Source organism: Streptomyces sp. NPDC002446, assembly GCF_053595675.1.
Genome location: NZ_JBSFYC010000067.1, coordinates 1 through 25,938 on the forward strand (window position 1 = coordinate 1; position 25,938 = coordinate 25,938).

Annotated in this window: 17 protein-coding genes and 2 pseudogenes; 8 read left to right on the forward strand and 11 right to left on the reverse strand. The window is 71.7% G+C overall.

The annotated features are described in order from the left end of the window. Positions 1-72: 72 nt before the first annotated feature. The 4 genes and pseudogenes from ACWD6P_RS29265 to ACWD6P_RS29280 all read left to right on the forward strand — a co-directional run. Positions 73-1,131: pseudogene (locus tag ACWD6P_RS29265) on the forward strand (helix-hairpin-helix domain-containing protein); the annotation flags it as partial. 143 nt (positions 1,132-1,274) lie between these two features. Further along, positions 1,275-2,681: a DUF2201 family putative metallopeptidase gene (locus tag ACWD6P_RS29270; protein WP_451447177.1), complete on the forward strand. Its 1,407-nt coding sequence runs from the start codon at positions 1,275-1,277 to the stop codon at positions 2,679-2,681. After that, entirely contained in the window at positions 2,678-4,576 is a 1,899-nt protein-coding gene (locus ACWD6P_RS29275; RefSeq protein WP_451447178.1) for an AAA family ATPase, read from the forward strand. The genes ACWD6P_RS29270 and ACWD6P_RS29275 overlap by 4 nt, the downstream gene beginning before the upstream one ends. Before the next feature lie 438 nt (positions 4,577-5,014). After that, positions 5,015-6,298, forward strand: coding sequence for a Cmx/CmrA family chloramphenicol efflux MFS transporter (locus tag ACWD6P_RS29280; protein ID WP_451447179.1), 1,284 nt, complete (start codon positions 5,015-5,017; stop codon positions 6,296-6,298). On the opposite strand, the gene ACWD6P_RS29285 is transcribed toward ACWD6P_RS29280, so the two are convergent. After that, a complete protein-coding gene (locus ACWD6P_RS29285; RefSeq protein ID WP_451447180.1) occupies positions 6,243-8,234 on the reverse strand; it encodes an FUSC family protein in 1,992 nt (663 codons plus the stop codon). The two genes, ACWD6P_RS29280 and ACWD6P_RS29285, sit on opposite strands and share 56 nt — an antisense overlap. A gap of 182 nt (positions 8,235-8,416) precedes the next feature. Here ACWD6P_RS29285 and ACWD6P_RS29290 point away from each other — a divergent pair, with 182 nt between their 5' ends. After that, positions 8,417-9,433 (forward strand): NAD(P)/FAD-dependent oxidoreductase, encoded by a 1,017-nt coding sequence (locus tag ACWD6P_RS29290; protein WP_451447181.1) that lies wholly within the window; start codon positions 8,417-8,419, stop codon positions 9,431-9,433. Positions 9,434-9,531: 98 nt separating this feature from the next. Here the strand turns inward: ACWD6P_RS29290 and ACWD6P_RS29295 are convergent, their stop codons facing one another. From ACWD6P_RS29295 to ACWD6P_RS29305, 3 genes are all read right to left on the reverse strand, one after another. Further along, positions 9,532-11,208: a BCCT family transporter gene (locus ACWD6P_RS29295; protein ID WP_451447206.1), complete on the reverse strand. Its 1,677-nt coding sequence runs from the start codon at positions 11,206-11,208 to the stop codon at positions 9,532-9,534. Positions 11,209-11,287: 79 nt separating this feature from the next. Beyond that, a complete protein-coding gene (locus tag ACWD6P_RS29300; RefSeq protein ID WP_451447182.1) occupies positions 11,288-12,634 on the reverse strand; it encodes a M14 family metallopeptidase in 1,347 nt (448 codons plus the stop codon). 102 nt (positions 12,635-12,736) lie between these two features. Further along, the gene (locus ACWD6P_RS29305) at positions 12,737-14,701 is read right to left on the reverse strand and encodes a Xaa-Pro dipeptidyl-peptidase (RefSeq protein WP_451447183.1); all 1,965 of its coding nucleotides are present in this window, start codon (positions 14,699-14,701) and stop codon (positions 12,737-12,739) included. 217 nt (positions 14,702-14,918) lie between these two features. On the opposite strand from ACWD6P_RS29305, the gene ACWD6P_RS29310 reads away from it, so the two are divergent. Continuing rightward, positions 14,919-16,415 (forward strand): M1 family metallopeptidase, encoded by a 1,497-nt coding sequence (locus ACWD6P_RS29310; RefSeq protein WP_451447184.1) that lies wholly within the window; start codon positions 14,919-14,921, stop codon positions 16,413-16,415. Positions 16,416-16,727: 312 nt separating this feature from the next. Here ACWD6P_RS29310 and ACWD6P_RS29315 read toward each other — a convergent pair whose 3' ends face one another. Beyond that, on the reverse strand, positions 16,728-17,597 hold the full coding sequence (locus ACWD6P_RS29315; RefSeq protein WP_451447185.1) for an oxygenase MpaB family protein: 870 nt from the start codon (positions 17,595-17,597) through the stop codon (positions 16,728-16,730). A gap of 277 nt (positions 17,598-17,874) precedes the next feature. On the opposite strand from ACWD6P_RS29315, the gene sph reads away from it, so the two are divergent. Continuing rightward, positions 17,875-18,849, forward strand: coding sequence for a sphingomyelin phosphodiesterase (gene sph / locus ACWD6P_RS29320; RefSeq protein ID WP_451447186.1), 975 nt, complete (start codon positions 17,875-17,877; stop codon positions 18,847-18,849). Positions 18,850-18,880: 31 nt separating this feature from the next. Here sph and ACWD6P_RS29325 read toward each other — a convergent pair whose 3' ends face one another. From ACWD6P_RS29325 to ACWD6P_RS29345, 5 genes and pseudogenes are all read right to left on the reverse strand, one after another. Beyond that, positions 18,881-19,363: a macro domain-containing protein gene (locus ACWD6P_RS29325; protein WP_451447187.1), complete on the reverse strand. Its 483-nt coding sequence runs from the start codon at positions 19,361-19,363 to the stop codon at positions 18,881-18,883. 115 nt (positions 19,364-19,478) lie between these two features. Continuing rightward, a complete protein-coding gene (locus tag ACWD6P_RS29330) occupies positions 19,479-19,775 on the reverse strand; it encodes a hypothetical protein (RefSeq protein ID WP_451447188.1) in 297 nt (98 codons plus the stop codon). Positions 19,776-20,043: 268 nt separating this feature from the next. Next, positions 20,044-21,504 carry an amino acid permease gene (locus ACWD6P_RS29335; protein WP_451447189.1) on the reverse strand — a complete coding sequence of 487 codons (1,461 nt, stop codon included), beginning with the start codon at positions 21,502-21,504 and terminating at the stop codon, positions 20,044-20,046. A gap of 134 nt (positions 21,505-21,638) precedes the next feature. Then, a pseudogene (locus ACWD6P_RS29340) lies at positions 21,639-22,309 on the reverse strand (long-chain fatty acid--CoA ligase); the annotation flags it as partial. A 222-nt stretch (positions 22,310-22,531) separates the two neighbouring features. Next, a complete protein-coding gene (locus tag ACWD6P_RS29345; RefSeq protein WP_451447190.1) occupies positions 22,532-22,759 on the reverse strand; it encodes a hypothetical protein in 228 nt (75 codons plus the stop codon). A 124-nt stretch (positions 22,760-22,883) separates the two neighbouring features. Here ACWD6P_RS29345 and ACWD6P_RS29350 point away from each other — a divergent pair, with 124 nt between their 5' ends. Then, complete coding sequence (locus tag ACWD6P_RS29350; protein WP_451447191.1) at positions 22,884-23,669, forward strand: MerR family transcriptional regulator; 786 nt, start codon at positions 22,884-22,886, stop codon at positions 23,667-23,669. Positions 23,670-23,703: 34 nt separating this feature from the next. Here ACWD6P_RS29350 and ACWD6P_RS29355 read toward each other — a convergent pair whose 3' ends face one another. Continuing rightward, positions 23,704-25,908 (reverse strand): 3-hydroxyacyl-CoA dehydrogenase NAD-binding domain-containing protein, encoded by a 2,205-nt coding sequence (locus ACWD6P_RS29355; protein ID WP_451447192.1) that lies wholly within the window; start codon positions 25,906-25,908, stop codon positions 23,704-23,706. Between the last annotated feature and the right edge of the window lie 30 nt (positions 25,909-25,938).

The window sequence follows — 25,938 nt, forward strand, 5'->3', positions numbered from 1 at the left end:
GTCCGCGGCGCGAGCTGGAGGCGATGGGCTGCGACCTGACCGGCTACCTCGGCACGCACCCCATGGCCGGCAAGCCGCCGGCTGCAGGACCCGCTGGCCGAGCTGGTCAAGATCGACCCGAAGTCGATCGGTGTCGGCCAGTACCAGCACGACCTGTCCGAGGTGAAGCTGTCGCGCTCCCTGGACGCGGTGGTGGAGGACTGTGTGAACGGCGTCGGCGTCGACGTCAACACGGCGTCCGCGCCGCTGCTTTCGCGGGTCTCGGGCATCGGCTCCGGCCTCGCCGAGAACATCGTCGCGCACCGGGACAGCAACGGCCCGTTCCGCTCCCGCAAGGCCCTCAAGGACGTGGCGCGGCTCGGCCCGAAGGCGTACGAGCAGTGTGCGGGCTTCCTGCGGATCCGGGGCGGCGACGACCCGCTGGACGCCTCCAGCGTGCACCCCGAGGCGTACCCGGTGGTGCGCCGGATGGTGACGGCGGCGGGCACCGAGGTCGGCGCGCTGATCGGCAACACGTCGGTGCTGCGCGCGCTGAAGCCCGCGGACTTCGTCGACGCCTCCTTCGGTCTGCCCACGGTGACCGACATCCTGCAGGAGCTGGAGAAGCCGGGCCGCGACCCGCGTCCGGTCTTCAAGACCGCGACCTTCAAGGAGGGCGTGGAGAAGATCGGCGATCTGCAGCCGGGGATGCTCCTGGAGGGCGTGGTGACCAATGTCGCCGCCTTCGGGGCGTTTGTGGACATCGGTGTCCATCAGGACGGGCTGGTCCATGTCTCGGCGATGTCGAAGACCTTCGTCAAGGACCCGCGGGACGTGGTGAAGCCGGGCGACATCGTGCGCGTCAAGGTGCTCGACGTCGACATTCCGCGCAAGCGGATCTCGCTGACGCTGCGGCTGGACGACGAGCACGGCAAGGGCGCGCCGGCCGGCGGCGGTGAGCGCCGCGGCACGGCGGGCGGCGGGCGCGGTGCGCGCGAGGGCGGCCGGGGCGGTGCGCCGCGGCCGCGGCAGGGCGGCGGACGGCGCGGCGAGGAGCGCCGTGGCGGCCGCGACGCGGGGCCGGCCAATGACGCGATGGCGGACGCCCTGCGGCGGGCCGGGCTCCTGGGCAAGGAGCGGGGCGGGCGCTGAGCGCGCCGTGATCCGGGGCGGGGTTCGCGCACACCGCGGGTGCCCCGCCCCGCCCCCTCGGTCGCGGTGCGCAGGACCGCCGCGCACAGCCGTTGTCAGTGCTGCCTGGTACGAAGGGAGCAGCTGAGAACGGGGGTTGGGGCATGGCGTACGACACGACGGCCGCGGGGTACCGGCCGGTGGCCGGCCTGGCGGATCTGCGGGAGCTGGAGCGCCGGTGGCCGGCGGAGCCGGCGGTGGCGGAGGAGGCGCGGCGGCTGAAGGAGGCCGCGCTGCTGGACTTCGGGCTGACGGAGTCCGTGGTGGCGTCCTGGATCTACGCCAGGTGCGCGCATCAGATCCCCACGACGGCCGTGGACACCGCCGCCGTCCTGGCCTTGGGGGACGGCACCTTCCCGCTGCTCTACAACCCCGGCTTCTTCGTTCAACTGGGCCTGGAGGGCGTGAAGTTCGTCCTCTTCCACGAGGCGCGGCATCTGGTGCACCGCCATCTGTTCGCCGATCCGGAGCTGCGCGCGGACCCCGTCTTCACGCTCGCCGCCGAGGTCGCCGTCAACCACGTCGCGATGGTGCGGCTCGGCCGCGGGGAACTGCCGTCGGCCGACGGCGGCCCTGTGGGCATCGACCCCCGCGAGGTCCACCGGGACTATGTCACCGACCTGTCCGCCCAGGGCCTCGATCCGCTCGGCTACGGCGCCTTCGTCGAGACCGACATGACCGTGTTCAGCGAGCTCAAGCGCATGCGGCGGCCTCCCGTGCCGGCGGCGGTCTGCCCGAATCTGAGCGATCCGCGGGTGGCGGACGGCGATCAGGGCACGATCGACGAGGCGGTGTCCTCCGCGCTGCTCAACACCCTGCTCGCCGCGCGGCGCGGACACCCGGGCGCGGAGCGGGAGTTGCTCGACCTGATGGACCGTTCGGACGGCACCTCGGAGTGCGCGAGCCGGGTGTGGGGGCGGCTGGGCGCCGGTGTGCTGCGCGGCGAGACCCCGCGTACGGCGAAGGTCGACTGGTGGCAGCGCTGGCTCGTCGACGTCCTCGCCTCGAAGCTGCGGGAGGGCGAGCGGCTGGTCTACCCGAAGAAGCGCGGCGCGCTGCTGGCCGCGCTGGGGCACGGCCCGATGCTGTCGCGGCGCGGCCCGGTGCGCGAGAAGGTCCTGGTGATCGCGTATGACGCCTCGGGGTCGATGCCCGACGAGGTGGTCGGCTGGCTGACGGAGCTGGTGGGCGCGATCGACGGGGTCGCGGCCCACTGGCTGTCGTTCGACACCGAGGTGACGCCGTTCCGCTCCGGCGAGCCGGTGTACGGCGGCGGGGGCACGAGCTTCCAGGCCGTGGCCGACTACGTCGAGGGCCGCACGGCGGTCAACGGCAGCCGCTTCGAGGAGATACCGGACGCCGTGGTGGTCCTCACCGACGGCTACGCCCCGCACATCACCCCCGCCGAGCCGGACAAGTGGATCTGGCTGATCACCGCCGGCGGGGACGACTGGCCCGACCACCACACCACGCCGATGGCCTGCCACCGCGTGACGACAGGAGAGCGATGAGCACGACCACGCGGACCGCGCCGCCCGCCCCGCCCGCTTCCGCCGCGGGTGCCGGACCGGCCCGTCCCGCGCGCCGGCGGCCGACCGCCACCTACCCCGAGCCGTCCGAGGGCCGGCCGGTCCCGTCCCAGCTGGAGTCGTTCATCGACGCGATGATCGACATGGGCCAGACCGGCCAGATCTTCGGTGAGCACGGCATCGGCAAGACGGCCACGTTCTTCTCCCATCTGCCCGCGGCGTACCCCGATGCCGAGCTGGTCTTCGTCCCGGCCGCCAACCTCACCCCGGACGATCTGCTCGCCAACGCCCCGGTGCGCGACGCGCGGACCGGTGAACTGGTGCTGCGGCAGCTGGTGATGAGCCAGCTGCGCCCCGGCAGGCCGTTCGTGCTGCTGATCGACGACTCGCTGCAGGCCGGGGCGGCGATCCAGTCCCAGCTGATGCAGATCGCCTGCAACTGGACGCTGGGCGAGTACGACCTGCGGGAGCTGGGCTGCATCGGCGTCTTCCTGACGGACAACGAATCGCTGGCCGAGACCGCGGCCCGGCGCAGCGATCTGGCCGTCCTGGACCGCATGGTGACCATCCGTATCACCGCCAAGGACACCTCCTGGCGGCAGCAGCTCGCGGCCGAGTACCCCGACTGGGATCTGCGTGAGGTGTTCACGCTCTGGGCGTCCCTCGCCCCGGCGCTGCGGGAGCTGCTCTCGCCGCGCACCCTCGACCACATCCTGGCCAACGCCCGCGAGGGCTTTCCGCTGCGCTGGGGGCTGCCGCTGGTCAACGGCGAGCGGCTGCGCCTGGTCGAGCGGAAGGCCGACGGCAGGCCCGGCAGGGACCGTACGGGCGAGGTGCTGGAGCGGATCGCCGCGGCGGTCGGCGCCGCGAATCCCGCCTCCCTCCCCGACCCGGTGCGCGCGGTGGTCCGCGCGGCGCTGCGCAACCGCTGGTCGGTGCTGCTCCAGGGCCCGCCCGGGTGCGGCAAGACGGAGCTGGTCCGCGAGACCGTCCGCGAGGGCCTGGGCGGACGCGAACCGCTGTACTTCTCCCTGCCGGTGACCAACGTCGAGGACCTCTGCGCGCCGGTGCCCACCGCCGACGGCTCGCTGGACAACCTCCTGGCCGGACCGTTCCTGGGCCCCGAGCCCAAGGCGATCGTGTGGGACGAGTACAACCGCCCCAAGGACAAGGCGGCGTTCGCCAAGCTGATGGAGATCACTCAGGAGTGGTCGCTGGCCGGGCACCGGATCGAGAATCTGCGGGCCCAGATAGCGGTGCAGAATCCGCCGTACCACCTCGGGCGCAAACTGCTGGTCGCGCGCAACAACATCGCGCAGGCGACCCGGTTCACGGTTTCGCTGACGGTCGAGCCGGGCGACATCCCGGCCAATGAGTGGCTGATCGCGAAGTACGGCGCCGTGGCCGAGACGGTCCTGGAGTGGTGGAAGCACGACATCGATGAGGACGGCCGCGCCTGGATCACCAAGCGCACCATCGAGCGCCTGATCAAACTCCATCAGCGCGGGCTGCCGCTGGAGATGGGGATGGTCTACCTCGGCGACGGCGAGTACGCCCCCGTGTCGCTGACCGCGCTCATCGACCGGCTCAAGGGCCGCCCGGTCACCGGCCTTCGGGAGCTGGCCGAGGACATCGACGCCTGGGAGGCGCGGCTGCGGAAGGCGGCGGCCGCGTCGAGCGAGGGGACGAACGACAGCGATCTGGTCCATCAGATCCTGGCGAACGCGGAGTTGTCGCAGCTCAAGCAGCAGCGCGCGGCGGTGGCCCGGCTGGTCGCGCTGCTCCCGCCGAAGCTGCGTGCCACGTATCTGGTGGGCGCGTCAGGTGCTGCCCAGCGGTTCTGGATCGAGGTGTTCGCGCTGATACGGAGGGGCTGACGGGGCCGGACGACCTGAGCCGGGCGGGCCCGGACGACCTGAGCCGGACGGGCACTTAATTGCGTGGACAGGGCGCGCCGGCCCCCTTAGCCTGCCGTCCATGTCCAGCCCCGAGGCGTCAAGACGCTAGCCACCGGTCCTCCGGTGGCTCCTCGCGTCGCCCGGCCCCAGGGCGTGTCCGCGCCATGCGGTGTGTTTCCGCATCGTCTGGCCGGCGCCCCGCAATGTCCCGCCGGGCCGCGCCGCTTCGTCGCGCGCTCGTCTCGATGACCGCGCCGCCCCTGCCACCGGATCGCCGTACTACGGGCTGTCTTCCGACCTGACCGGGCGCTCCCCCGCGTGCTGCCCCAGGTCGTCCTCTCGCGCGGTAGCCGCGGTGTCCCGCCGCACGCCTGCCGCCGCACCGTATCGATCCCCCTGTGGTTGCGGAGTGTTGCTGTGCCCTTCTTCCTCTATCTGCTCGGACTGGCGGTCTTCGCGCAAGGCACGTCCGAGTTCATGCTCTCCGGGCTCCTCCCGGGCATCGCCGCCGATCTGCGGATCTCGCTCTCCGCCGCGGGAGCGCTGACCTCGGCCTTCGCCGTGGGAATGATCGTCGGCGCGCCGCTGATGGCGCTGCTGAGCCTGCGCTGGCCGCGCCGGCGCGCACTGCTGGTCTTCCTGATCACGTTTCTGCTGGTCCATGTCCTCGGCGCGCTCACCACCAGCTACGGCGTACTGCTGGCCACGCGGGTCGTCGCGGCGCTGGCCAACGCCGGGTTCCTGGCGGTGGCCCTGGCCACCGCGACCGCCGCGGTGGCTCCGAACGCCAAGGGCCGCGCCACCGCCGTCCTGCTCGGCGGCACCACCATGGCCTGTGTCGCGGGCGTACCGGCCGGTGCCTTCCTGGGCGGGCTGTGGGGGTGGCGCTCGGCGTTCTGGGCGGTGGCCCTGGTTTCCCTTCCCGCCGTCGTGGCGATCCTCCGGTCGGTCCCGTCCGGACCGGGCCGGGCCAACACCCCCGACGGGGCGGGCACGCACGCCGCGGCAGGCCCGGACGGCGGGCCGGGCCCGTGCCGTCCGGCGGCCGCGCACGGCGAGCTGCGCGCGCTGCGCCGGCCGCGGCTGCTGGTGACCCTGCTGCTGGGCGCCCTGGTGAACGGCGCGACCTTCTGCGCCTTCACCTACCTCGCGCCGCTGGTCACCGGAGTCGCCGGAATCGCGGCGGGCTGGGTGCCGGGCGTGCTGGCGCTCTTCGGGCTGGGTTCCTTCGCCGGCGTCACCGTCGGCGGGCGGCTGGCCGATGTCCGTCCCGTACCGGTGCTGGTGACGGGCGGGGTGGCCCTGCTCCTCGGGTGGAGCGTCCTCGCGCTGGCGGCGGGGAGTCCGGCCGCGACGGTCGGGCTCGTCCTCGTCCAAGGGGCCCTCTCGTTCGCCGTCGGCTCCACGCTGATCTCGCAGGCGCTCTACGCGGCCACCGGGGCGCCGGCCCTGGCCGGCGGGTTCGCCACGGCCGCGCTGAACGTGGGCGCGGCGCTCGGCCCCTGGCTGGGCGGCCTCGCCCTCTCGGCCGGCCTCGGCTACCGCGCGCCGGTGTGGGTCAGCGCGCTGCTGGTGGCGCTCGCCCTCGTGACGGCAGGCGCGGCCCGAGGAGTGTCCCGGTGCCGCGCCCGTGCCGGGGACCGGCTCAGCCCGCCCCCGCGTACCCGCGCATCCGCTCCAGTTCCGCCGCCACGTCCGTGAGCGTGGCGCAGTCCGGAACCGGCCGCAGATCAGGGTCCGTTACGGCGGTGTCGCGGCGCCGGGGGTCTTCGAGGGCGTCGGCCATCGCGGACAGCGCCCGGCACAGCCGCTCGGACTCCTGTGCGCCGGGACGGTGGGCGCCGTGGTCGAGGCGTACGGCGCAGGCGGTGGCGGCGTCCACGATGCGTTCGGCGGCGGTGACCACGGTCAGCCAGTCGGGGTGGCGGTCCCGGGCGGCGGGGAGTTCGGCCGCGGCGGTCTCCGCCGCGGCCCTGGCCTCCCCCAGTGCCCGGTAGGCGGCCCGGCGCAGCGCCAGCCGCTGGGTGGGGTCCTCCCCCAGCCTTCGGCCGGGGGTACCCCCCTCTCGCTTCGCTGCCGGCTCCGACTCCAGGACGTGCCGCAGGAACCGCTCGGCGGCGTGCAGCGCCGCGGTGACACGCTGGCCGACCCGGCGGCGCGGGTCCGCCAGCCGTGGCAGATGCCCGACGACGAGGACGATGCCGCAGGCGAGGGAGGTGTCGACGATCCGCTCGCCGGCCGCCTGAGGATCCCCGCCGACGTGCACGAACGACAGCACCATCAGGGTGATCGCCACGGTCTGCAGCGCGAAGTGCCGGGTGGCGAACGGCAGCAGCGCCCCGCCCGCACCGGCCACCAGCGCCGGCCACCACGCACCCGTGAACAGCAGCCCCGCCCCGGCGAAGACCAGCACCCCGGCGACGGTCCCGGCGAAGCGGTTGACCGTACGGGAGAACAGCGGCCCCAGGTCCGGCTTGACGAGGAAGGTGGCGGTCACCGGGAGCCAGTACCAGTGGTCGGCGCGCAGCAGCAGGGCCACCGCGGCGCTCGCGGCGATGCACACCGCGACCCGGAGGCCGTAGTCCCGCCCGGCGGGCCCGAGCAGGCTTCGGCCGCGCCGGGTCCGCCGCTCGACGAGGGCGCCGGGCGGGGGTGGCGCGGCCTCCGGCCGGGACCGCGGCTCGCGGCGGGCGAACGCCACCGCCGCGTCCAGCAGCGCCTGGTCGAAGGCGCCGCGCGCGGCCGTGCTGGTCTCGGGGGCGGACAGCCGGCCCGGCAGCCGCCCGCTGCGCAGCGCCTCGGCGAACCGCCGGGGGCTCTCGGCGACCCGGGACGGCAGCGGGCGGGCCTCCCACAGCAGCGCGACGCTGGCCTCGCACAGCGCGGTGGCCGCGGCGAACCGCTCGCGCAGCAGGAGCTCTTCCGTACGGGCGGGCCGGTGCAGCAGCCGACTGGTCAGCCGGCGCAGCCGCAGGGCCTCGTCGGCGCGGTCCAGTGCGGCGGTGAGCCGGCGTCTGGCGGGCTCGGCACCGGGTCCGCCGACCGCGCCCAGGGCGTCGGCGAGCGCGTCGAAGACGGTGGCGACCGCGGCCCGCTCGCCGCTGAGCGCACCGCCCACGGGCCGCGGTGGGCGCAGCACGAGGCGCAGTACGAGCAGCCACAGGCAGCCGGCGAGGACGTAGAGGGCCTTCGCCCAGGGCGTCCCGGGCAGCGGCATTCCGGCGCCGAGGACGGTGGTGGCCAGCATCTGCATACCGGCGTTGGAGCGCACCGGCCCCGCCACGCTGCCCGCGCCGGAGACGAAGCCGACCGCGAAGAGCGCCGGCACGATCCACCAGCCCGCGCCCGCCGCCTGCAGCGAGGCGCCGATCAGCATGCCCAGCGACGAGGCGAGCGCGGGCAGGCCGATGTGCACGATGCCGGTGCGGCGGGTTCCGGGGCGGTCGTTGACGCCGGCCAGCATCGAGCCGAGCGCGGCCAGCACACCCGGCGCCGTACGGCCGGTCGCGATGCCCGCGCCGAGCAGCGGCCCCGCGCACAGCGCACCGCGGGCGACGGCGGCCCAGGGCACCGGCAGCCGCTGCCAGCGGAACGGATGCGCCAACCAGGCGGGCACGGCGCGCGGCGCGCGGAGCATGGGTCTCCTCAGACGACGGCGTACGGACGGACACAAGCGGAATCCGAGGGGCGACATCGGCCGACGGTGCTGCTACCAGCCTAAGGTCCGGATTTGTCCGCACCACTGCCGGAGGGTTACCGCAAGATCAAGAGCGGTGGAAGGGGCGGCGGCCGCGCCGGACCGGCTCGTAGCATCCCGGTATGACGGTCGACATGGACGACGTATGGGTGATCGGCGGTGGCGTGATCGGGCTGACGTCGGCGATCGCGCTGGCGGAGGACGGGCACCGGGTGCGGGTGGTGAGCCGGGACGCCGCGGACGCCACGACGTCTGCGCTGGCCGGCGGGCTGTGCTGGCCGTATCGCATCCAGCCCTCGGCACGCGCGGTGCGGTGGTCCGTCAGCTCCTTCCAGGTGTTCGCCGAGCTGGCCCGGAGACCCGACGAGACGGGCGTCCGGATGGTGACGGGGACGATGGCCGACACCGTGCCGGACGCAGGGACGGACCCGCGCACCGCCGATGACGGCCTCGCCTCCTGGTACGAGACCGTGCCCGGACTGCGGCGGGCCGACCCCGGCGAGCTCCCCGAGGGGTGCGCGTCGGGGTGGCGGGCCCGTACGCCACTGGTGGACATGCCGGCCCATCTTCGCTATCTGGAGCGGCGGTTGGCCGCGGCGGGCGGACGCGTCGAGCGGCGCGCGCTGCGGTCCTTGGAGGAGGCCGGCCGGGCGGCGGAGGTGGTCGTGAACTGCTCCGGGCTGGGCGCGCGGGAGCTCGTACCGGACGCGGAGGTGCACCCCGTGCAGGGGCAGTTGGTCATCGTGGAGAACCCGGGGATCGAGGAGTGGTTCGTGGCCGCGGGCTCGGGTGCGTCGCAGACGGCGTATGTGCTGCCGCAGCCGTACGGCCTGGTGATGGGCGGTACGGCGCGGGAGGACGCCTGGTCGCGGGAGCCCGAGGCGGCGGTGGCCGAGGCGATCGTGGCGCGCTGCGCACGGTACTTCCCCCAGGTGGCGCGGGCCCGGGTCCTGGCCCACCGGGTGGGCCTGCGCCCCGCCCGGCCGTCCGTGCGGCTGGCGGCACAGCGGCTGCCCGGCGGCGGGCTCGCCGTGCACAACTACGGGCACGGCGGTGCGGGGGTGACCGTGGCGTGGGGATGCGCGGACGAGGTGGTGCGCCTGGTCCGGGAGGCACGGAACGGCACGGGCGCGGCGTAGCCGGACACCGCGGGCGCCGCGGGCTCACCGGAGCGCGTGGAGGGCCGGCGGCACCGGCCGCCGGCCCTCCGTCAAAGTCCGCGCTGGGGTGCGCGGAACTAGCCGTCGCTCTTCGTCTCGGCGGTGGCGCCGCTGCCGCTGCCGGGTCCGATCTGGAACTCGAAGTCCCCGTCGTACTGTTCATGGCCCGCGATGACGGCCAGCTCGACGGCCTCCTCGCCCTTCTGTCCCCGCACGATCAGCGGATCGCTGCGTAGGTCCCGCATCAGCGCCCAGCACATGACGAGCATCACCAGCAGGAACGGCACCGCGACCAGGATCGTCAGATTCTGCAGACCCGTGAGCGCATCGCCCGAGCCGCCGCCGATCAGCAGCATGATCGCGGCGACCGCGCCGGTCACCACCCCCCAGAAGACGACCACGAGCCGGCTCGGCTCGAAGGTTCCCCGCTGGGAGAGGGTGCCCATGACGATGGAGGCGGCATCGGCACCGGAGACGAAGAAGATGCCGACCAGGATCATGACGATGATGCTGGTGACCGTGGCGACCGGGTACTGGTGCAGTACGTCGAAGAGCTGGCCCTCCGGCGTGGTGGACCCGCTGAGCTTCTTGGCGGCCTGGAGGTGCATGGCCGAGCCGCCGAACACGGCGAACCACAGCAGGCTGACCACGCTCGGTACGAGGATGACCCCGCCGATGAACTGACGGATCGTCCGGCCGCGGCTGATCCGGGCGATGAACATGCCCACGAAGGGCGTCCAGGAGATCCACCACGCCCAGTAGAACACCGTCCAGCTGCGCAGCCAGCCGCCCACCTCCTCGCCGCTGCTGGCCTCCGTACGCCCGGCCAGCTGCGGCAGCTCACCGATGAAGGATCCGAGGGAGGTCGGCACGAGGTTGAGGATGAGGATGGTCGGTCCGACCACGAACACGAAGACCGCCAGGATCAGCGCCAGCACCATATTGATGTTGGACAGCGCCTGGACGCCCTTGGCGATGCCGGAGACCGCGGACAGGATGAACGCGATGGTCAGCACGGTGATGACGCCGACCAGCAGGCCGCTGCTGACACTGTCCATCCAGCCGAGCACCTTGAGCCCGCTGCCGATCTGCAGCGCGCCGAGCCCCAGGGAGGCCGCGGAGCCGAAGAGGGTGGCGAAGATGGCCAGGATGTCGATGACCCGGCCGCCCCAGCCGCTGGCCCGCCGCACGCCGATCAGTGGGGTGAACACCGCGCTTATCGTCTGCCGCCTCCCCCGCCGGAAGCAGCTGTACGCGATGGCCAGACCCACGACCGCATAGATGGCCCAGGGGTGCAGCGTCCAGTGGAACAGCGTGGTGGCCATCGCCGTGTCCATCGCCTGGGCGGCGTCCTGGGGGTCGGTGCCCGGCGGTGGCGTGGTGAAGTGCCCCAGCGGCTCACTGACGCCGTAGAACATCAGGCCGATGCCCATACCGGCGCTGAACATCATCGCGATCCACGACACGGTGCGGAATTCCGGCTCCTCGCCCTCCTTGCCGAGGGTGATCCGCCCGTACTTGCTGACGGCCAGCCAGATCGCGAAGATCACAAAGCCGGAGGCGGAGAGGACGAAGGCCCAGCCGCCGTTGTCGATCACCCAGTTCAGCATCGTGGTCGACACGTTCTTGAGCGATGCGGTGGAAGTCGCTCCCCAGGCGATGAAGGCGAGGGTGAGCAGCGAGGTCACACCGAAGACCACCCGGTCGGTGCGTGGGCGCCCGGTCCGCAGCGGGTCGTCGGGGAGGTCCGCCACCGATGGCGCGCCACCCCCGTCTCCCGTCCCCTTGTCTGCGTTCGACACGTAGTCAACCTTTCAATAGCCCATATTTTCCTTACCCGTTACCCCCTACCACACCGCCGCAGACGTTCATGGGCGCCGCGACCGTAAGGTGATAATCGGCCCGCCCGTCCAGCAGCAGCGGGATGAGGCCGCGCAGCGGCTGGCGCAGCGGGACGACGGCGCCGCCGTCCCGGTCCCGCACGCCGGCCACACCGTGCAGCGCCAGCTCGTCCTTGACCGCGGCGAACTGCGCCGCGTCCAGGCGGTAGGCGCAGGGCGGGTCGGACAGGATCCGGCCGTCGGGGGCGGGGTCGTTGTCCGCGCCGCCGAGGTAGACCGGTCCGTGGTCGGCGTATCCGGCGAGCCGGGCCGTGGTGGTGGCCGCCTCGACGTACGGGCGGCGCCGGTCGAAGAAGGTGAACGCGCCCTTCAGGGCGGTGAGTTGGGAATCGACCCGGCGCCTGTTGTTGAGGTCGGGGTCGGCCTTCTCGGCGTCGGTGAGGGGGTCGACGCGGGTCTCGACGAGCATCCCGAGGGATCCCTTCACACCGGCCGTGTTGCGCAGAATGCGCTCCTGGCCGTCGCCCGCGACCTGCTTGACGGGGTCACCGGTCTCCGGGTCGGTCCAGATGCCGTAGACGCCGGTGCTCCAACCGGCTTCGCGGACGGCGGGGGCGAGGAAGTCCTGCGAGAGCGCGGTGGCTTCGCGGTGTACCGCGTCGGAGGTGTTGAGGTTGCGCGGCCACAGCGACAGCACGTCCTTGACGTAGTACGGGGCGGTGGGGCCGTATTCATGCAGGTCGTAGATGGTGTCGGGACGGTGGTCGCGGATGACCGCGGCCATCGCGCGGGCCTCGGCGGTACGGAGCGCGAGGTGGTCGCGGTTGATGTCCACGCCGTCGGCGTTGCCCCGGGTGTCCGCGGCCCGGCCGTCGGGGTTGGCGGTCGGTACGACCAGCACGCTGGTGCGCTCCAGGAAGCGCCGGGTCGCCCGGTCCTTGGCGTAGGCGAGGTCGCGGACGGTGGCGAGGCACGCCTCGCGGCCGGAGGGCTCGTCGCCGTGCTGGGAGCAGATCAGCAGGACGGAGTTGCCGCGCCGGACGTCCGCCGGGCGCTCGGGGGCCGGGTTTCCGATGCGGACGAGCTGCAGCGGGCGGCCCTGCCCGGTGGTGCCGATCCGGTCGATCCGTACCCGCGGGGTGGCGCGGTCGACGGCGGCGAGGAACTTCTGCTCCTCGTGCTGGCCGGTCCAGCGGGCGCCATGGCTGATCTCGAATCCCGTACGGGGTGCCCGGTTTCCGGCCGCGCCGGCGGGTGGTGCCGGGAGGGTCGCGCCGAGCGTGCCGGTCAGGGCGAGGGCCAGGGCCCCCAGGGCGAGGCGGCGGGAGCGGAGTATCACGAGGGGTGCCTCCCTTGGGTTGAGCGGTGGGGGTGAGGTGGGGGTGGAGTGGGGGTCGGGTCGGGGTGGGGTCGGGGCCGCCGCTGCGGGCGGCCCCGGGGGTCATCCCGCGTCCGGCATCCGGCTGATCGAGCGCGGCGGGGTGATCCCGTGCAGCGGCCCGTCGCTCCGCGGAGCGCGCGGCGCGCCCGCGGTGGCCTTCGCGAAGGCCGGGGCGCCGCCGGTCAGCGGCAGTTCGGCGGAGGTACGGGACAGGTCGAGGGTGAGCCGCGGCCGGGAGGCGGGCGGGTCGATCAGACCGGCGTCGGTACCGGCCACGATCAGCGCGAGCCGGTGTCCGGCGGGCACGATGTGATCGCTCGCGGCCAGGTCCAGGGTGAGGGTGTAGGGCTTTCCGGGGGTCAGCGGGCCGCCCTGGTGGGGGTCGGCGTAGTTGCCGAGGTCGGCCCAGCCGCGGCTGAAGACCGTGTGTGCGACGCGCCGGGTGTCGGCGGCGGTCTCCTTGAAGCAGCCGGTGTCGCCCGTGGTGCCCTGGCCCCAGCAGGTGCGCCGGTCGAGGGTGGTGATGCCCTCGCCCTCGGCCGCGTAGTCACGGATGGTGTCGGGGCCGAGGTCCACCAGGACGGCGGAGAGGTGGGCGGTCGTGGTGCTGGGCGTGGCGGTCACGGTCACCGTGCCCGCGCCGGAGAGGCGCAGCGGTGCGCGCAGCGGCCCGGTGGTGAACCCGGCCTTGGCCGCCGTCGGTTCGTCGATGCGGGCCGCCCAGTCGGCCTCGCTCAGCCCCGGGTCGTCGGTGAAGGTCTCGGTCGCGCCCGGTGGTGCCGGTTCGGTGCCCAGGACGCCGACGCCGGGGGCGCTGCCGGGGCGCGGCCGCAGGGTGGTGGCGGCGGTGCCGGGGGCGGGCCACTGCGGGTCGGTGGACCAACTGCCCGGGGAGCGTTCGATATCGGCCATGGGGGCGCGGTCGATGCCGTTGTCGTAGCCCATCAAATAGTGGTCGAACCAGTGGTGCAGGGTCTTGACCCAGTCGGCCCGGCGGTAGTCGAAGGGGTCGACGTGCCCGGTCTGGGAGAGCCAGATCTTGCGCTCGACGCCGTGCCGGGCGAGCGCGTCCCACCACTGACCGGCGTGCTGGGTACGGACGTTGAGGTCCTGCATGCCGTGCACCATGAAGACGCTGGCCCGGACCTTGGCGGCGGAGCGGACGTAGTCCCGTTCGGTCCACAGAGCGGTCCAGTCACCGCTGCGCGGCGCACCCTCGACGAGCTTCTGCTGTACCGCGCCGCAACGTTTCTGCGCTGCGGTGCTCTCCACCAGGTGCGCCAGGGCGTCCGGGCCCGAGTCGTAGAGCGGGGCGCCCTTGGCGAAGTAGTAGTCGTACCAGGAGGAGATACCGGCGATCGGGACGATGGTCTTGAGGCCCTTGACGCCGGTGGCCGCGACGCCGTTGGCGATGGTGGCGTCCCAGCTCTTGCCGATCATGCCGGTGCTGCCGTCGGACCAGTCGGCCGCGACGCGATCGCCTCCCGCAGGGGCGGTGTAGGCACGGCCCCGGCCGCCGAGCCAGTCGACGACGGCCTTGGCCGACTGGATGTCGAAGCGGCCGCCCACGTCGACACAGCCGTCCGACCGGTTGGTGCCCGCCAGGTCGACGAGGACCGTCGCATAGCCGCGCGGCACGAAGTAGTTGTCGTAGTAGAGCGGGAACTGGACCGGCCGGCCCCGGTCGTCATAGGTCTTCTTCTGGCTCTCGTTGCCGCGCCCGCAGCAGGAGTAGTACGGACTGGCGTCCATGATCACGGGTATGCGGCGGCCCTGCTGGGCGGGTTCGGACGGCCGGACGATGTCGACGGCGACGCGGTCGGTCCTCCCGTCCGCGTCGCCGTCGAGCCGTGTGTCCACCCAGACCGATTCGCGTATCGCGCGGTCGTAGGAGTACACGGGTCTGCTCTCACCCGGCGCCGCCTGCGCGGCGGCCGGCCCGATCAGGGTGGACAGCAGGGCGAGCACGGCCGCCGACACGAGTGCTGTGAAGGGGATACGGGGGAACCGCGCAGGAATCGTCACGGGCGGACGGTAGCGCGCCTCAACTCGCAAGCGTAAGGGTGCGTGTGACGGCGGCAGTGCAGCCGGTGACAGGTGGGGGTGCCGGTGGAGCGGGCGGCCACCGGGGCAGATGGTGGTTCATGTCGGTCATGTGTCAGATCGGGCCATGTACATGACGCCGGTCCGATGCACTGCATAGGGTCTGACGAGAGCCATCCCCCTACGAGTTGGAGGACTCGTGCGTCACAGACTCCTCGTCCCGGGCGCGGCCGCGCTCAGCCTGCTGCTGGCGATCCCGGCATCGGCGGCCAGCTTCTCACCCGGCGCTCCGGGCGTGGGCGACACCTACTACCCCGAGAGCGGAAACGGCGGATACGACGTTTCCCACTACGACCTGCGGCTCAAGTACCAGCCGAAGACGGACCTGTTGGAGGGCACAGCGACGCTGCTCGCCAAGACCACCCAGGACCTCTCCCGCTTCAACCTGGACTTCGGCCTCAAGGTCAGCGAGATCCGGATCAACGGCAAGAAGGCCGCCTTCGCCACGTCCGGCAAGCACGAGCTGGAGGTCACCCCGGCCACGCCGCTGGAGAAGGGCAAGCAGATCAGCGTGGTGGTCCGCTACGCGGGCAAGCCCTCCGAGCTGAAGATAGACGGCTACTCCGCCTGGGCCCGTACGCCCGACGGCGGTGTGGTGGCGCAGGAGCCGGACTCCGCCGTGTGGTGGTTCCCGAGCAACGACCACCCCACGGACAAGGCCACCTACGACATCTCGGTGGCGGTCCCGGACGGCACCCAGGCGCTGAGCAACGGCGTCCTGGCCTCGCAGTCCTCCAAGCTCGGCTGGACGCGCTACAACTGGCGCTCGGACAAGCCGCAGGCGACGTATCTGACGACGCTGGCCGTCGGCAAGTTCGACATCACCACCGACAAGACCGCGAACGGCCTGCCGGTGATCAACGCCGTCAGCAAGGACCTCGGCGCCAACGAGGGCTCGGCGAAGGCCAGCATCGAGCGCACCACCGAGATCACCGAGTGGCTGGAGAGCGTCTTCGGTCCCTACCCGTTCAACGCGGTCGGCGGCTATGTCCCCAACGTGCCGGCCGGGTACGCGCTGGAGACCCAGACCCGCCCGTTCTACGGCAAGAAGGCCTTCGACCGCGGCACGAACGTCTCGGTCGTGGTGCATGAGCTGGCCCACCAGTGGTACGGCGACAACGTCTCGCTCAAGGACTGGAAGGACATCTGGATCAACGAGGGCTTCGCCACCTACAGCCAGTGGCTGTGGTCGGAGAAGGAGGGCGAGGGCACCGCGCAGGAGCTGGCGGACTGGGTCTACTCGCAGCACCCGGCCGACGACCCGTTCTGGACGGTCAAGCCGGGCAACCCGGGCGCGGAGAACCAGTTCGACGGTGCCGTCTACGACCGCGGTGCGCTGACCCTCCAGGCGCTCCGCAACAAGGTCGGCGACAAGGTCTTCTTCGGCATCCTCAAGTCCTGGCAGACGGAGAACAAGTACGGCAACGCCTCGGTCGCCGACTTCGTGAAGTTCGCCGAGCAGAAGTCCGGCAAGCAGCTGGCCGACTTCTTCGACACCTGGCTCTTCCAGCCGTCCAAGCCGGCGGCGGGCGCGGCCAAGCGGGCGCTGGGCGCGCAGCACGGCCCGGTCGCCGAGCCCAAGTCGTGGAAGCAGATCGCGGCCACGCACCACGTGCACGAGGCACACGGCCACTGATCCGGCGGGCCGGTGAAGCGGTGCATCGCGAAACGGCGCATCGCGCAACGGCGCATCGCACAACGGTGTACCGATGGCCCTTCACCGAGCGGTGATGATCCATCCGGAGCCGGGGGAATCGGGCATCCCGTCCCCCGGCTCCGTCCGTACGCGACTGGGGGCTGTCCGGTGGGTCCGAGGCGTGCCGGTCGGCCCAGGGCAGCCGGGTCGGCCCAGGGCAACCGGGTCGGCCCACGTCATGCCCCGTTGTCCAGCGCGCGCCGGGCGGCTCGGCACGCGCTCTGCGGGTCAGCGTCGGGCAGGCCCTGCGGGTCAGCGTCGGGGCAGGCCCTGCTGGCGCGCCGCCCGGCGGGCCCGGCGCGCGACCGGCATGTAGCGCAGCCGCTCCGGCAGGAGCGGGACCGCCACCCGCACGACCCGCCCGAAGCGGCGCAGCCGGCGCTCCTGCGCATCCGTCCACTCCAGGCCGATGGCACGCCGGGCGTCCGGCGGCATCAGCCCGATCGTGAGGAACCGCCGGAAGCGGGCGAACCACGGGCAGAGCCACGGCCAGGTCAGCCGGAGCAGCAGCCGCAGCCAGCGCGGACCGCGGTCGGGAGCCGGCAGCGTCGGGTCCGTCGCGATCAACTCCCGTACCACCACGGTCTCTTCGAGCTCACAGTCGAGGACCTTGCGGTAGTACGGCCAGAACTCCTCGATGGTCTGCGGCATATCGCGGTCGTGGATCCCCAGGATCCGGCCGACCTGGAGCCACTCGGCGTAGAGCTGACGCTCCTGAGCCTCGGTGAAGGGGCGGCCGAGATAGCGCTGGGCGTGCCGGAAGACGGGGTAGCCGGTGGCGTGCACCCAGGCGTAACAGGCGGGGGTGAGCGCGTGGTACCGGTGGCCGTGGGCGTCGACGCCCTGGACGGCCTTGTGCAGCTGCCGCAGCCGGCGCCCCTCCTCGGCCGCGGCCTCGCCGCCGTACACCCACAGCTGCACCGAGGTCAGCGAGCGCTCACCGCGGCCCCAGGGGTCCGTACGGAAGACGGAGTGATCGTCGACTCCGGCGCCCACCGCCGGGTGCGCGACCTGCATCGTCATCGCCGACGGCAGGGTCAGCAGCGCGCGGATGTCCCCGACCAGCGACCAGAGCACACCTCCGGCCGGCGGGGGCTTTGGATGGTCTTCTTCCGTATTCATGGCATTACTCATGATACGGCGGGCTCCCGGTGCCACGCGGGCACGTGGGGGCGCGGGCACGCAGGCGTGTGGGCGCGCGCAGGCACGCGGGCGCGCAGGCGCGCGGGCAGGGGGAGCCGCACTACCAAACAGCCGTCGCGGCACCCCGCAGGGCAGCACTCGGTCCGTAAATCCCGTTCCCCTCCATCTCGTTGCTCCCCGATGGTTACCTCGAAGTAACCACAGCTGATTGGATGTGCCTCGCCGGAACTCACCCCCACCCCCACAGGGAGTCCCCGTGTTGCACCCAGCGCTGCGCACTTCCCGGGCCGCCGCCACCGTCGCCGCCCTGGCCGCCGTCGCCCTCGCCGCAACCTCCCCCACGGCGTCGGCCGCCACCGCCCCGCAACTGAAGGTGCTCAGCTACAACGCCTTCCTCATGAGCAAGAACCTCTACCCCAACTGGGGCCAGGACCACCGCGCGCAGGCGATTCCGGCCGCGGACTTCTTCCAGGGCAATGACGTCGTCATCCTCCAGGAGGCGTTCGACAACTCCTCCTCCGACGCCCTGAAGTCCCGCGCCTCGGCGCAGTACCCGCATCAGACCCCGGTGGTCGGCCGCAGCAAGAGCGGCTGGGACGCCACCGGCGGCGCCTACTCGGCCGTCGTCCCGGAGGACGGCGGGGTGACGCTGCTGAGCAAGTGGCCGGTGCTGCGCAAGGAGCAGTACATCTACAAGGACGCCTGCGGTTCGGACTCCCACTCCAACAAGGGCTTCGTCTATGCGGTGCTGGACGTCAACGGCGCCAAGGTGCACATCGTCGGCACCCACGCCCAGTCCACCGACTCCGGCTGCGCGGCGGGGGAGGCCGCCGCGGACCGCGCCAAGCAGTTCAAGGAGCTGGACGCCTTCCTCGACGCCAAGGACATCCCGGCGGACGAGGAGGTGATGGTCGCCGGCGATCTGAACGTCGACTCACACAGCGCCGAGTACGGCGCGCTGCTGAGCAACGCCGATCTGGCCCCCGCCGACAGCCGCACGGGCCACCCGTACTCCTTCGACACCCAGGAGAACTCCATAGCGAAGTACCGCTACCCGGACGACCCCCGCGAGGACCTGGACTACGTTCTGCACCGCAACGGCCATGCCCGGCCGGCCGGATGGCAGAACGAGGTGATCAAGGAGGAGTCGGCGCCCTGGACGGTCTCCAGCTGGGGCAAGGAGTACACCTACACCAACCTCTCCGACCACTACCCCGTAGTCGGCGGCTGAGCGACCGAACTCCGGTCTGCGGGCGGCGAGTTCAGCGGTCGTAGACCGTCACCGGTATGCCGCACTGGACGAGCCGCTCGGCTATCAGCGGCTCCACCCGGGACCACTTGCCGCCCGCCAGCCCACAGCCGATCCGCGGCATATGGACCGACGCCCCGAGCTCGGCGGCCTTGGCCGCGACCCGCCCGAGCCCGGAGGCGAGGGCTTCGTACCGCACCGGGACGCCCTTACTGCCCCTGCGAATACCCCGCTGGCCGATCACATTGGCGACCCACAACCGGTCGCCGACCTGCACGAACTGGGCCGCCCCCAGCCCGAAGTCGTTCCGCGCGCGCTCGCGATGCCACTTCCGGTAGGCGGCCTCCGGCTCCGGCCAGCGGCAGGAGACCGCCACCACGAAGCCCTTGCCCCAGCCGCCCAGGTCGTTGCAGACATGCGCGATCACCTTGACGCCCTTGCCCTGCGGCGCGGTGGCGTCCCCCTTGACGTAAGAGATCCCCGTGTTCTCAGTCATGGGTCAACCGTAAGCGCGGGCACTGACAATCGACCGGGACGGCCGACCCGTCCGCCGACGGTCAGACCGGAGCCCCGGTGCCAGGCCTGCGCCTTGGCACCGGGGCCCGTTTCCGTTACTTGTCGCCGTGCCCGCCGACGCTGTTGATGCAGCCCATGCTCGAACCGATCGGGGTCGACTGCGCGCCCGGGGCACCCTCACCGTTGAGCGCGTTGCCCAGCACGCCGTTGAGGATCCCCACTTCGCCGAGGACGTCCACGTTCAGGTCGTGCGACCGGCACGAGCTGCCCGACTTGATGTTCCACGAGTCGCCCCCGCCCTTGCCGCCGTGGGCGTTGGCGGTGCCGGCGCCGAGGAAGGCGACGCTGCCGAGAGCGGCGACCACAACGGCAGCCTTACGAAGCTTGCGCATCTTTCATCTCCGGTAAGTTGAACGGACGCGATCTGTGAGCGATCGACTTCGTACAGTTACTGAAGGCTAATACGACATATCCCATAACCAGTCGACGACGCGCCGGATCACTTTTGACCGCCTCTGCGGCGGCAGCCCGTGTCGCACCCCGGGCAGCCCGTGTCGCGCCCCGCCGGCCGACCGGACCGGACAAGCGCGAGGGCGGCCGCGGAAGCCTCCTGGCCTCCGCGACCGCCCTGATGTTGCTCAGGCGCCGGCTACTGCTCGGCTACTGCGCCAGCTCGCGCTCCTTGGCGATCCGGGCCACCCGGCCGCGGACCGCGAACCAGCCGACGACCAGGGCGGCGGCGATGACCGGGATCAGCATCACGGTCTGCCGGCCGACACCGCCGTCGAACCACATCAGCACGATGACGCCGACGAGGAAGACGATGGTCGCGATGTCGGTGACCGGCGTGCCCGGGAGCCTGAAGCGCGGGCGCTCGACCAGACCAGCCTTGGCGCGGCGCACGAACACCATGTGGCAGATCATGATCGTGCACCAGGTGCTGACGATGCCCAGCGCCGCGATGTTGATCACGATCTCGAACGCCTGGCCCGGCAGCCAGTAGTTGAGCCCGACACCCAGCACACACACCGCGGAGGTGAGCATGATGCCGCCGTACGGCACCTGGTTGCGGTTCATCAGGCCGGCGAACTTCGGCGCGGAGCCCGCCATGGACATCGAGCGCAGAATGCGGCCGGTCGAGTAGAGACCGGAGTTCAGGCTGGACATCGCCGCGGTCAGCACGACCAGGTTCATCACATCGCCCGCCGCCGGGACACCGACGTTGGACAGCACCGTGACGAAGGGGCTCTCGCTGCCGGTGTACTTCTCCCACGGCAGCAGCATCGCGAGCAGGACCACCGAGCCGACGTAGAAGACGCCCACCCGCCACATGATGGAGTTGACGGCCTTCGGCACGACCTTCTGCGGGTCCGCGGTCTCACCCGCGGTGACACCGACCAGCTCGACCGCGGAGTAGGCGAAGACGACACCCTGGAGCACGATCACCACGGGCAGCAGGCCCGTCGGGAAGATGCCTCCGTGGTCAGTGATCAGATTCAGCCCTGGTGTGTGGCCGTCGACCGGGTGCTGGGTGGCCAGCAGGAAGATGCCGATGAACATGAAGAGGACCAGCGCGGCGACCTTGATGATCGCGAACCAGAACTCCAGCTCACCGAAGATCTTCACCGAGATCAGGTTCACCGACAGCACGACCGCCAGCGCGATCAGCGCCATCACCCACTGCGGGATGTCGGTGAACAGGCTCCAGTAGTGGGTGTAGAGCGCGATCGCGGTGATGTCGGCGATACCGGTGGTCGACCAGTTGACGACGTACATCCAGCCGGCGACGTAGGCGCCCTTCTCCCCCAGGAACTCACGGGCGTACGAGACGAACGAACCGGACGAAGGGCGGTGCAGCACCAGCTCGCCCAGGGCTCGTACGACGAAGAAGGCGAACAGGCCACAGACGGCGTAGGCGACGGCCAGCGCGGGTCCGGCGGAGTGCAGTCGGCCGCCGGCGCCCAGGAAAAGGCCGGTTCCGATCGCTCCACCGATGGCGATCATGTTGATGTGCCGGCCTTTGAGGCCCTTGCTGTAGCCCGCGTCGCCCGCGTCCTGCTGTACGCCGCTCCCCCCGTCAGGTGACCTGTGGGCTGTCTCGGTGACGGTTTCTGTGCTCACTGCTGGTGGTTCTCGCTTTCGGGCAGGCGCTTGCCTTGGGGCAGGCGTTTGAGCGATGGGCCGAATCCTGCGGATCGCGCGGACGGCCGACGGCACACCTTCCCCGAAGAGTGGCCCCCCGTCTGTGGGGAAGATCACAGCGTGTATAAGCCATCCAAGATTTGTCCGTATTTGACCAATATTGCCCGGCGCCGCAATTTCAATGAGGGCGTCAGTTCACCCGAATCCGGACCCCACTCCTCGCTCAGCAGCGAAAACTTCTTGACCTGTTCAGTTCGGTTCAGGCGCGCATTCGCCGCCGCGACGGCCCGCTCGACCTCCGCCCGTACCTCCGGATGCCCGGCCAGCTCCCGCAGCGTCCCCTCGATGCCGTGCCGTGCCGCGCCGCCCAGGCCGGAGCCAGCTCCGCGTCCAGGACCAGCAGCGCGACCAGATAGGAGCGGCCGTCGCCGTGCACCAGCGCCTGGCCGATGAGCGGATGCTCCTTGAGGGTGTTCTCGACCAGCGCGGGCGAGACGTTCTTGCCCGTCGAGGTCACGATCATTTCCTTCTTGCGGTCGGTCAGCCAGAGGAAGCCGTCCTCGTCGACCCGGCCGATGTCGCCCGTCGCAAACCAGCCATCGGCGTCGGTCGCCGGCTCCACCGATCCGTCCGCCCGCAGATACCCCTCGCACACCGTCCGGCCCCGGACCTCTATCTCGCCGTCCGCGGCCGTACGCACCTCCACCCCGCCGATCGGACGGCCGACCGAACCGAGCCGGAACCCGCCGGGGCCGTTCGCCGTGGCCACCCCCGACGTCTCGGTCCGGAGGGGCGCGCGCCCCGCTCCTGGCAGGCGACGTACGCATGGGCGCACCCAGTGGCCTCCTCGACGGCCGACCGCCGCTCCTTGGGGAGGCGGTCAGCGTGTCGGCCGCTCCGCTCCGCCGCCGGCCCTCCTCGAACGCCTCGGGGTCGTAGGCCTCGGCGCCCCGCGCGGCCAGCGCCGCATAGGTCTCGTGTTCGCCGGCCTCCCCCGCCTCGACGATCACCAGCCCCTGCAGCGGGGCGGTGGCATCGCCGAGCAGCGGCTGCCAGCGGCCAGCTCCGCGACCCGCCGGCGGACCTCGGCCCAGGTCAGCGTGTGCCAGCCGATGGCTCCGGCACTGCGCCAGGAGAGCGCCGGCCGCTCGCCATGGTCCTCGGCGTTGCGTAACAGCAGGTCGGGGAGGGTGAGTTCGTCCGGTTCACCGGGCATGCGCAGGATCATGGTCAACGCGGCCTCCTGGTGGTGAGGGCCTGATCTGCGGACCGAACCGGGAACCCGGCCGCGGGTGCGGTGCGGCCGGGACGGAGCCAGAAGGTTTCACAAGAATGGTGAGACAGCAATACTGTTGAACATGAGGGAGTCCGCCACCGGCCTGACCGTCGACGAGCTTGCCGCCCGCGCCGGCATCACGGTCCGCACGATCCGCTTCTACAGCACCCGCGGTCTGCTGCCGCCGCCGGAGATCGGTCCGCGCCGCGTCGGCCGCTACGGGCCCGACCACCTCTCGCGGCTCGCGCTCATCGAGGAGCTCCAGCACCAGGGCCTGACGCTCTCCGCGATCGAACGCTACCTGGAGCAGCTGCCACCCGATCTGAGCGCCCAGGACCTGGCCATCCACCGTGCCCTGGTGGCGAGTTGGATCCCGGACAAGACGGAGGACGCCAGCCGGGAGCAGTTGGAGCGGCGGGTCGGCCGGCAGCTGACCGAGGACGACCTCGACCGGCTGGCGGCCATGAGCGTGCTCGTACGGACCGATGACCCGCGGGTCTTCCGGGTCGACCCCGGGCTGCTGCACCTGGGCACCCGGCTGCTGGACGTCCCGATCACGCTGGAGACCATCCTCGCCGCGCGCAGCGTCGTCATCGAGCACACCCGCTCGGCGGCCCGCGAGCTGAGCCGGCTCTTCAAGGACGAGGTATGGGAGCCGTACCGGGACGGCGGGCCGGACGAGGAGGAGGTGGCACGGATGAAGTCGCTCTCCGCCCATATGCAGCCCATGGTGGTACAGGCGCTGATCACCGCCTTCCAGCGGTCGATGAAGCAGGAGCTGCGGGAGTGGTTCGGCAAGGAGGGTGAGACGGGCCGCCGGGACGACACCCCACAGGCCGCTCCGTCCCGGCACACCCCCCAGGAGTGACGGGGCGGGCCGCCGAGGCCCGCCCCGTGCCGGGTCAGTCGCTGAACTTCTCGCCCTTCTCGGCCTTCTCGACCAGCAGCGCCGACGGCGCGAACCGGTCGCCGTAGGCCGCCTGCAGCTCGCGGGCGCGGGCCACGAATCCGGGCAGACCGACGAGTTCCTCCCGCCCTGGCCCGCCCTGGTATCCGTTGATGTACTGGATCACGCCGCCGGTCCAGCCCGGGAAACCGATGCCGAAGATGGAGCCGATGTTGGCGTCGGCGACGGAGGTGAGCACGCCCTCCTCGAAGCAGCGGACGGTGTCCAGCGCCTCGGCGAAGAGCATCCGCTCCTGCATGTCGACGAACGGGATGCCGGCGCCCTCCTCGGCGAAGTGCTCGCGCAGCCCCGGCCACAGGCCCGCCCGCTTGCCGTCCTCGCCGTACTCGTAGAAGCCGGCGCCGCCGCTGCGGCCGGTGCGCCCGAACTCGTCGACCATCCGGTCGATGACCTCGTCGGCCGGGTGCGGCTGCCAGGTGCCGCCGGACTCCTCGACCGCCCGCTTGGTCTCCTCGCGGATCTTCCGCGGCAGCGTCAGCGTCAGCTCGTCCATCAGGGAGAGCACCTTGGCCGGGTAGCCCGCCTGCGCGGCGGCCTGCTCGACGGAGGCCGGGTCCAGGCCCTCGCCGATCATCGCGACGCCCTCGTTGATGAAGTGGCCGATGACGCGGGAGGTGAAGAAGCCGCGCGAGTCGTTGACGACGATCGGGGTCTTCTTGATCTGGCGGACCAGGTCGAAGGCGCGGGCCAGCGCCTCGTCGCCGGTCCGCTCCCCCTTGATGATCTCCACCAGCGGCATCTTGTCGACCGGCGAGAAGAAGTGCAGCCCGATGAAGTCCTGGTCGCGCTCGACACCCTCGGCCAGCAGCGTGATGGGCAGGGTGGAGGTGTTGGAGCACAGCAGCGCGTCGGGCGCGACGATGTGCTGGATCTCCTTGAACACCTTGTGCTTGAGACCGACGTCCTCGAAGACCGCCTCGATGACGGCGTCACAGCCCGCGAGGTCGGCCGGCTCGGCGGTGGGCGTGATGCGCGCCAGCAGCTCATCGCGCTGCTGCTCGGTCGTCCGTCCCCGCGAGAGCGCCTTGGCCAGCAGCCCCTCCGAGTACGCCTTGCCCTTCTCGGCCGCCTCCAGGGAGACGTCCTTGAGGACGACCTGCATCCCGGCCTTGGCGCAGGAGTACGCGATACCCGCGCCCATCATGCCGGCGCCGAGGACCGCGACCTTCTCTACCTTGCGGGGCTCGATGTCCTTGGGCCGGTTGGCGCCCGAGTTGACGGCCTGCAGGTCGAAGAAGAACGCCTGGATCATGTTCTTGGAGACCTGGCCGGTCACCAGCTCGACGAAGTACCGCGCCTCGATGGTCTGCGCGGTCTCGAAGTCGACCTGGGAGCCCTCGACGGCCGCGGCCAGGATGTTGCGCGGGGCGGGGTACGGCGCGCCGCCCAGCTGCTTCTTGAGGTTGGCGGGGAACGCCGGGAGGTTGGCCGCGAACTTGGGCTGGGCGGGCGTGCCGCCGGGGATGCGATAGCCCTTGACGTCCCAGGGCTGCTGGGACTCGGGGTGCTCGTCGACGAAGGCGCGGGCCTTGGCGAGCAGCTCCTCGGGGGTGACCGCGACGTCGTGGATCAGCCCGGCGTCCTTGGCGCGGGTGGCGTTGTACTGCGTGCCCTGCAGCAGCACCTTCAGCAGCGCGTCGGCGATGCCGAGCAGCCGGACCGTACGGGTGACCCCGCCGCCGGCCGGCAGCAGGCCGAGGGTGACCTCGGGCAGGCCGATCTTGGTACCGGGGGTGTCGAGCGCGATGCGGTGATGACAGGCGAGCGCGATCTCGTAACCGCCGCCCAGCGCCGCGCCGTTGATGGCGGCGACGACGGGCTTGCCGAGCGTCTCGATACGGCGCAGATCACGCTTGATGCCGTTGCCCGCCTCGAAGGCCTTCTGGGCCTGGGCGGGGGTGACGGCGATCAGGTCGCGCAGGTCGCCGCCGGCGAAGAAGGTCTTCTTGGCGGAGGTGAAGATGATGCCGCGGATGCTGTCCTTCTCGGCCTCCAGGCGGTCGGCGACCGCGCTGAGGGAGGTCTTGAAGGCGCTGTTCATGGTGTTGGCGGACTGGTCGGGGTCGTCCAGGACCAGGGTGACGATGCCGGTCTCGTCCTGTTCCCAGCGGATGGTCGACAAAGCTGCGGATTCACTCATGGTGCGTACTCCGTAGTGGGTGGGACGAGG

Bases quoted from the DNA above. Each gene is read 5' to 3' on its own strand.
- ACWD6P_RS29270 (WP_451447177.1), top strand. From the start codon at position 1,275: ATGGCGTACGACACGACGGCCGCGGGGTACCGGCCGGTGGCCGGCCTG.
- ACWD6P_RS29275 (WP_451447178.1), top strand. From the start codon at position 2,678: ATGAGCACGACCACGCGGACCGCGCCGCCCGCCCCGCCCGCTTCCGCC.
- ACWD6P_RS29285 (WP_451447180.1), bottom strand. From the start codon at position 8,234: ATGCTCCGCGCGCCGCGCGCCGTGCCCGCCTGGTTGGCGCATCCGTTC.
- ACWD6P_RS29290 (WP_451447181.1), top strand. From the start codon at position 8,417: ATGACGGTCGACATGGACGACGTATGGGTGATCGGCGGTGGCGTGATC.
- ACWD6P_RS29315 (WP_451447185.1), bottom strand. From the start codon at position 17,597: ATGAATACGGAAGAAGACCATCCAAAGCCCCCGCCGGCCGGAGGTGTG.
- ACWD6P_RS29325 (WP_451447187.1), bottom strand. From the start codon at position 19,363: ATGACTGAGAACACGGGGATCTCTTACGTCAAGGGGGACGCCACCGCG.
- ACWD6P_RS29330 (WP_451447188.1), bottom strand. From the start codon at position 19,775: ATGCGCAAGCTTCGTAAGGCTGCCGTTGTGGTCGCCGCTCTCGGCAGC.
- ACWD6P_RS29350 (WP_451447191.1), top strand. From the start codon at position 22,884: ATGAGGGAGTCCGCCACCGGCCTGACCGTCGACGAGCTTGCCGCCCGC.
- ACWD6P_RS29355 (WP_451447192.1), bottom strand. From the start codon at position 25,908: ATGAGTGAATCCGCAGCTTTGTCGACCATCCGCTGGGAACAGGACGAG.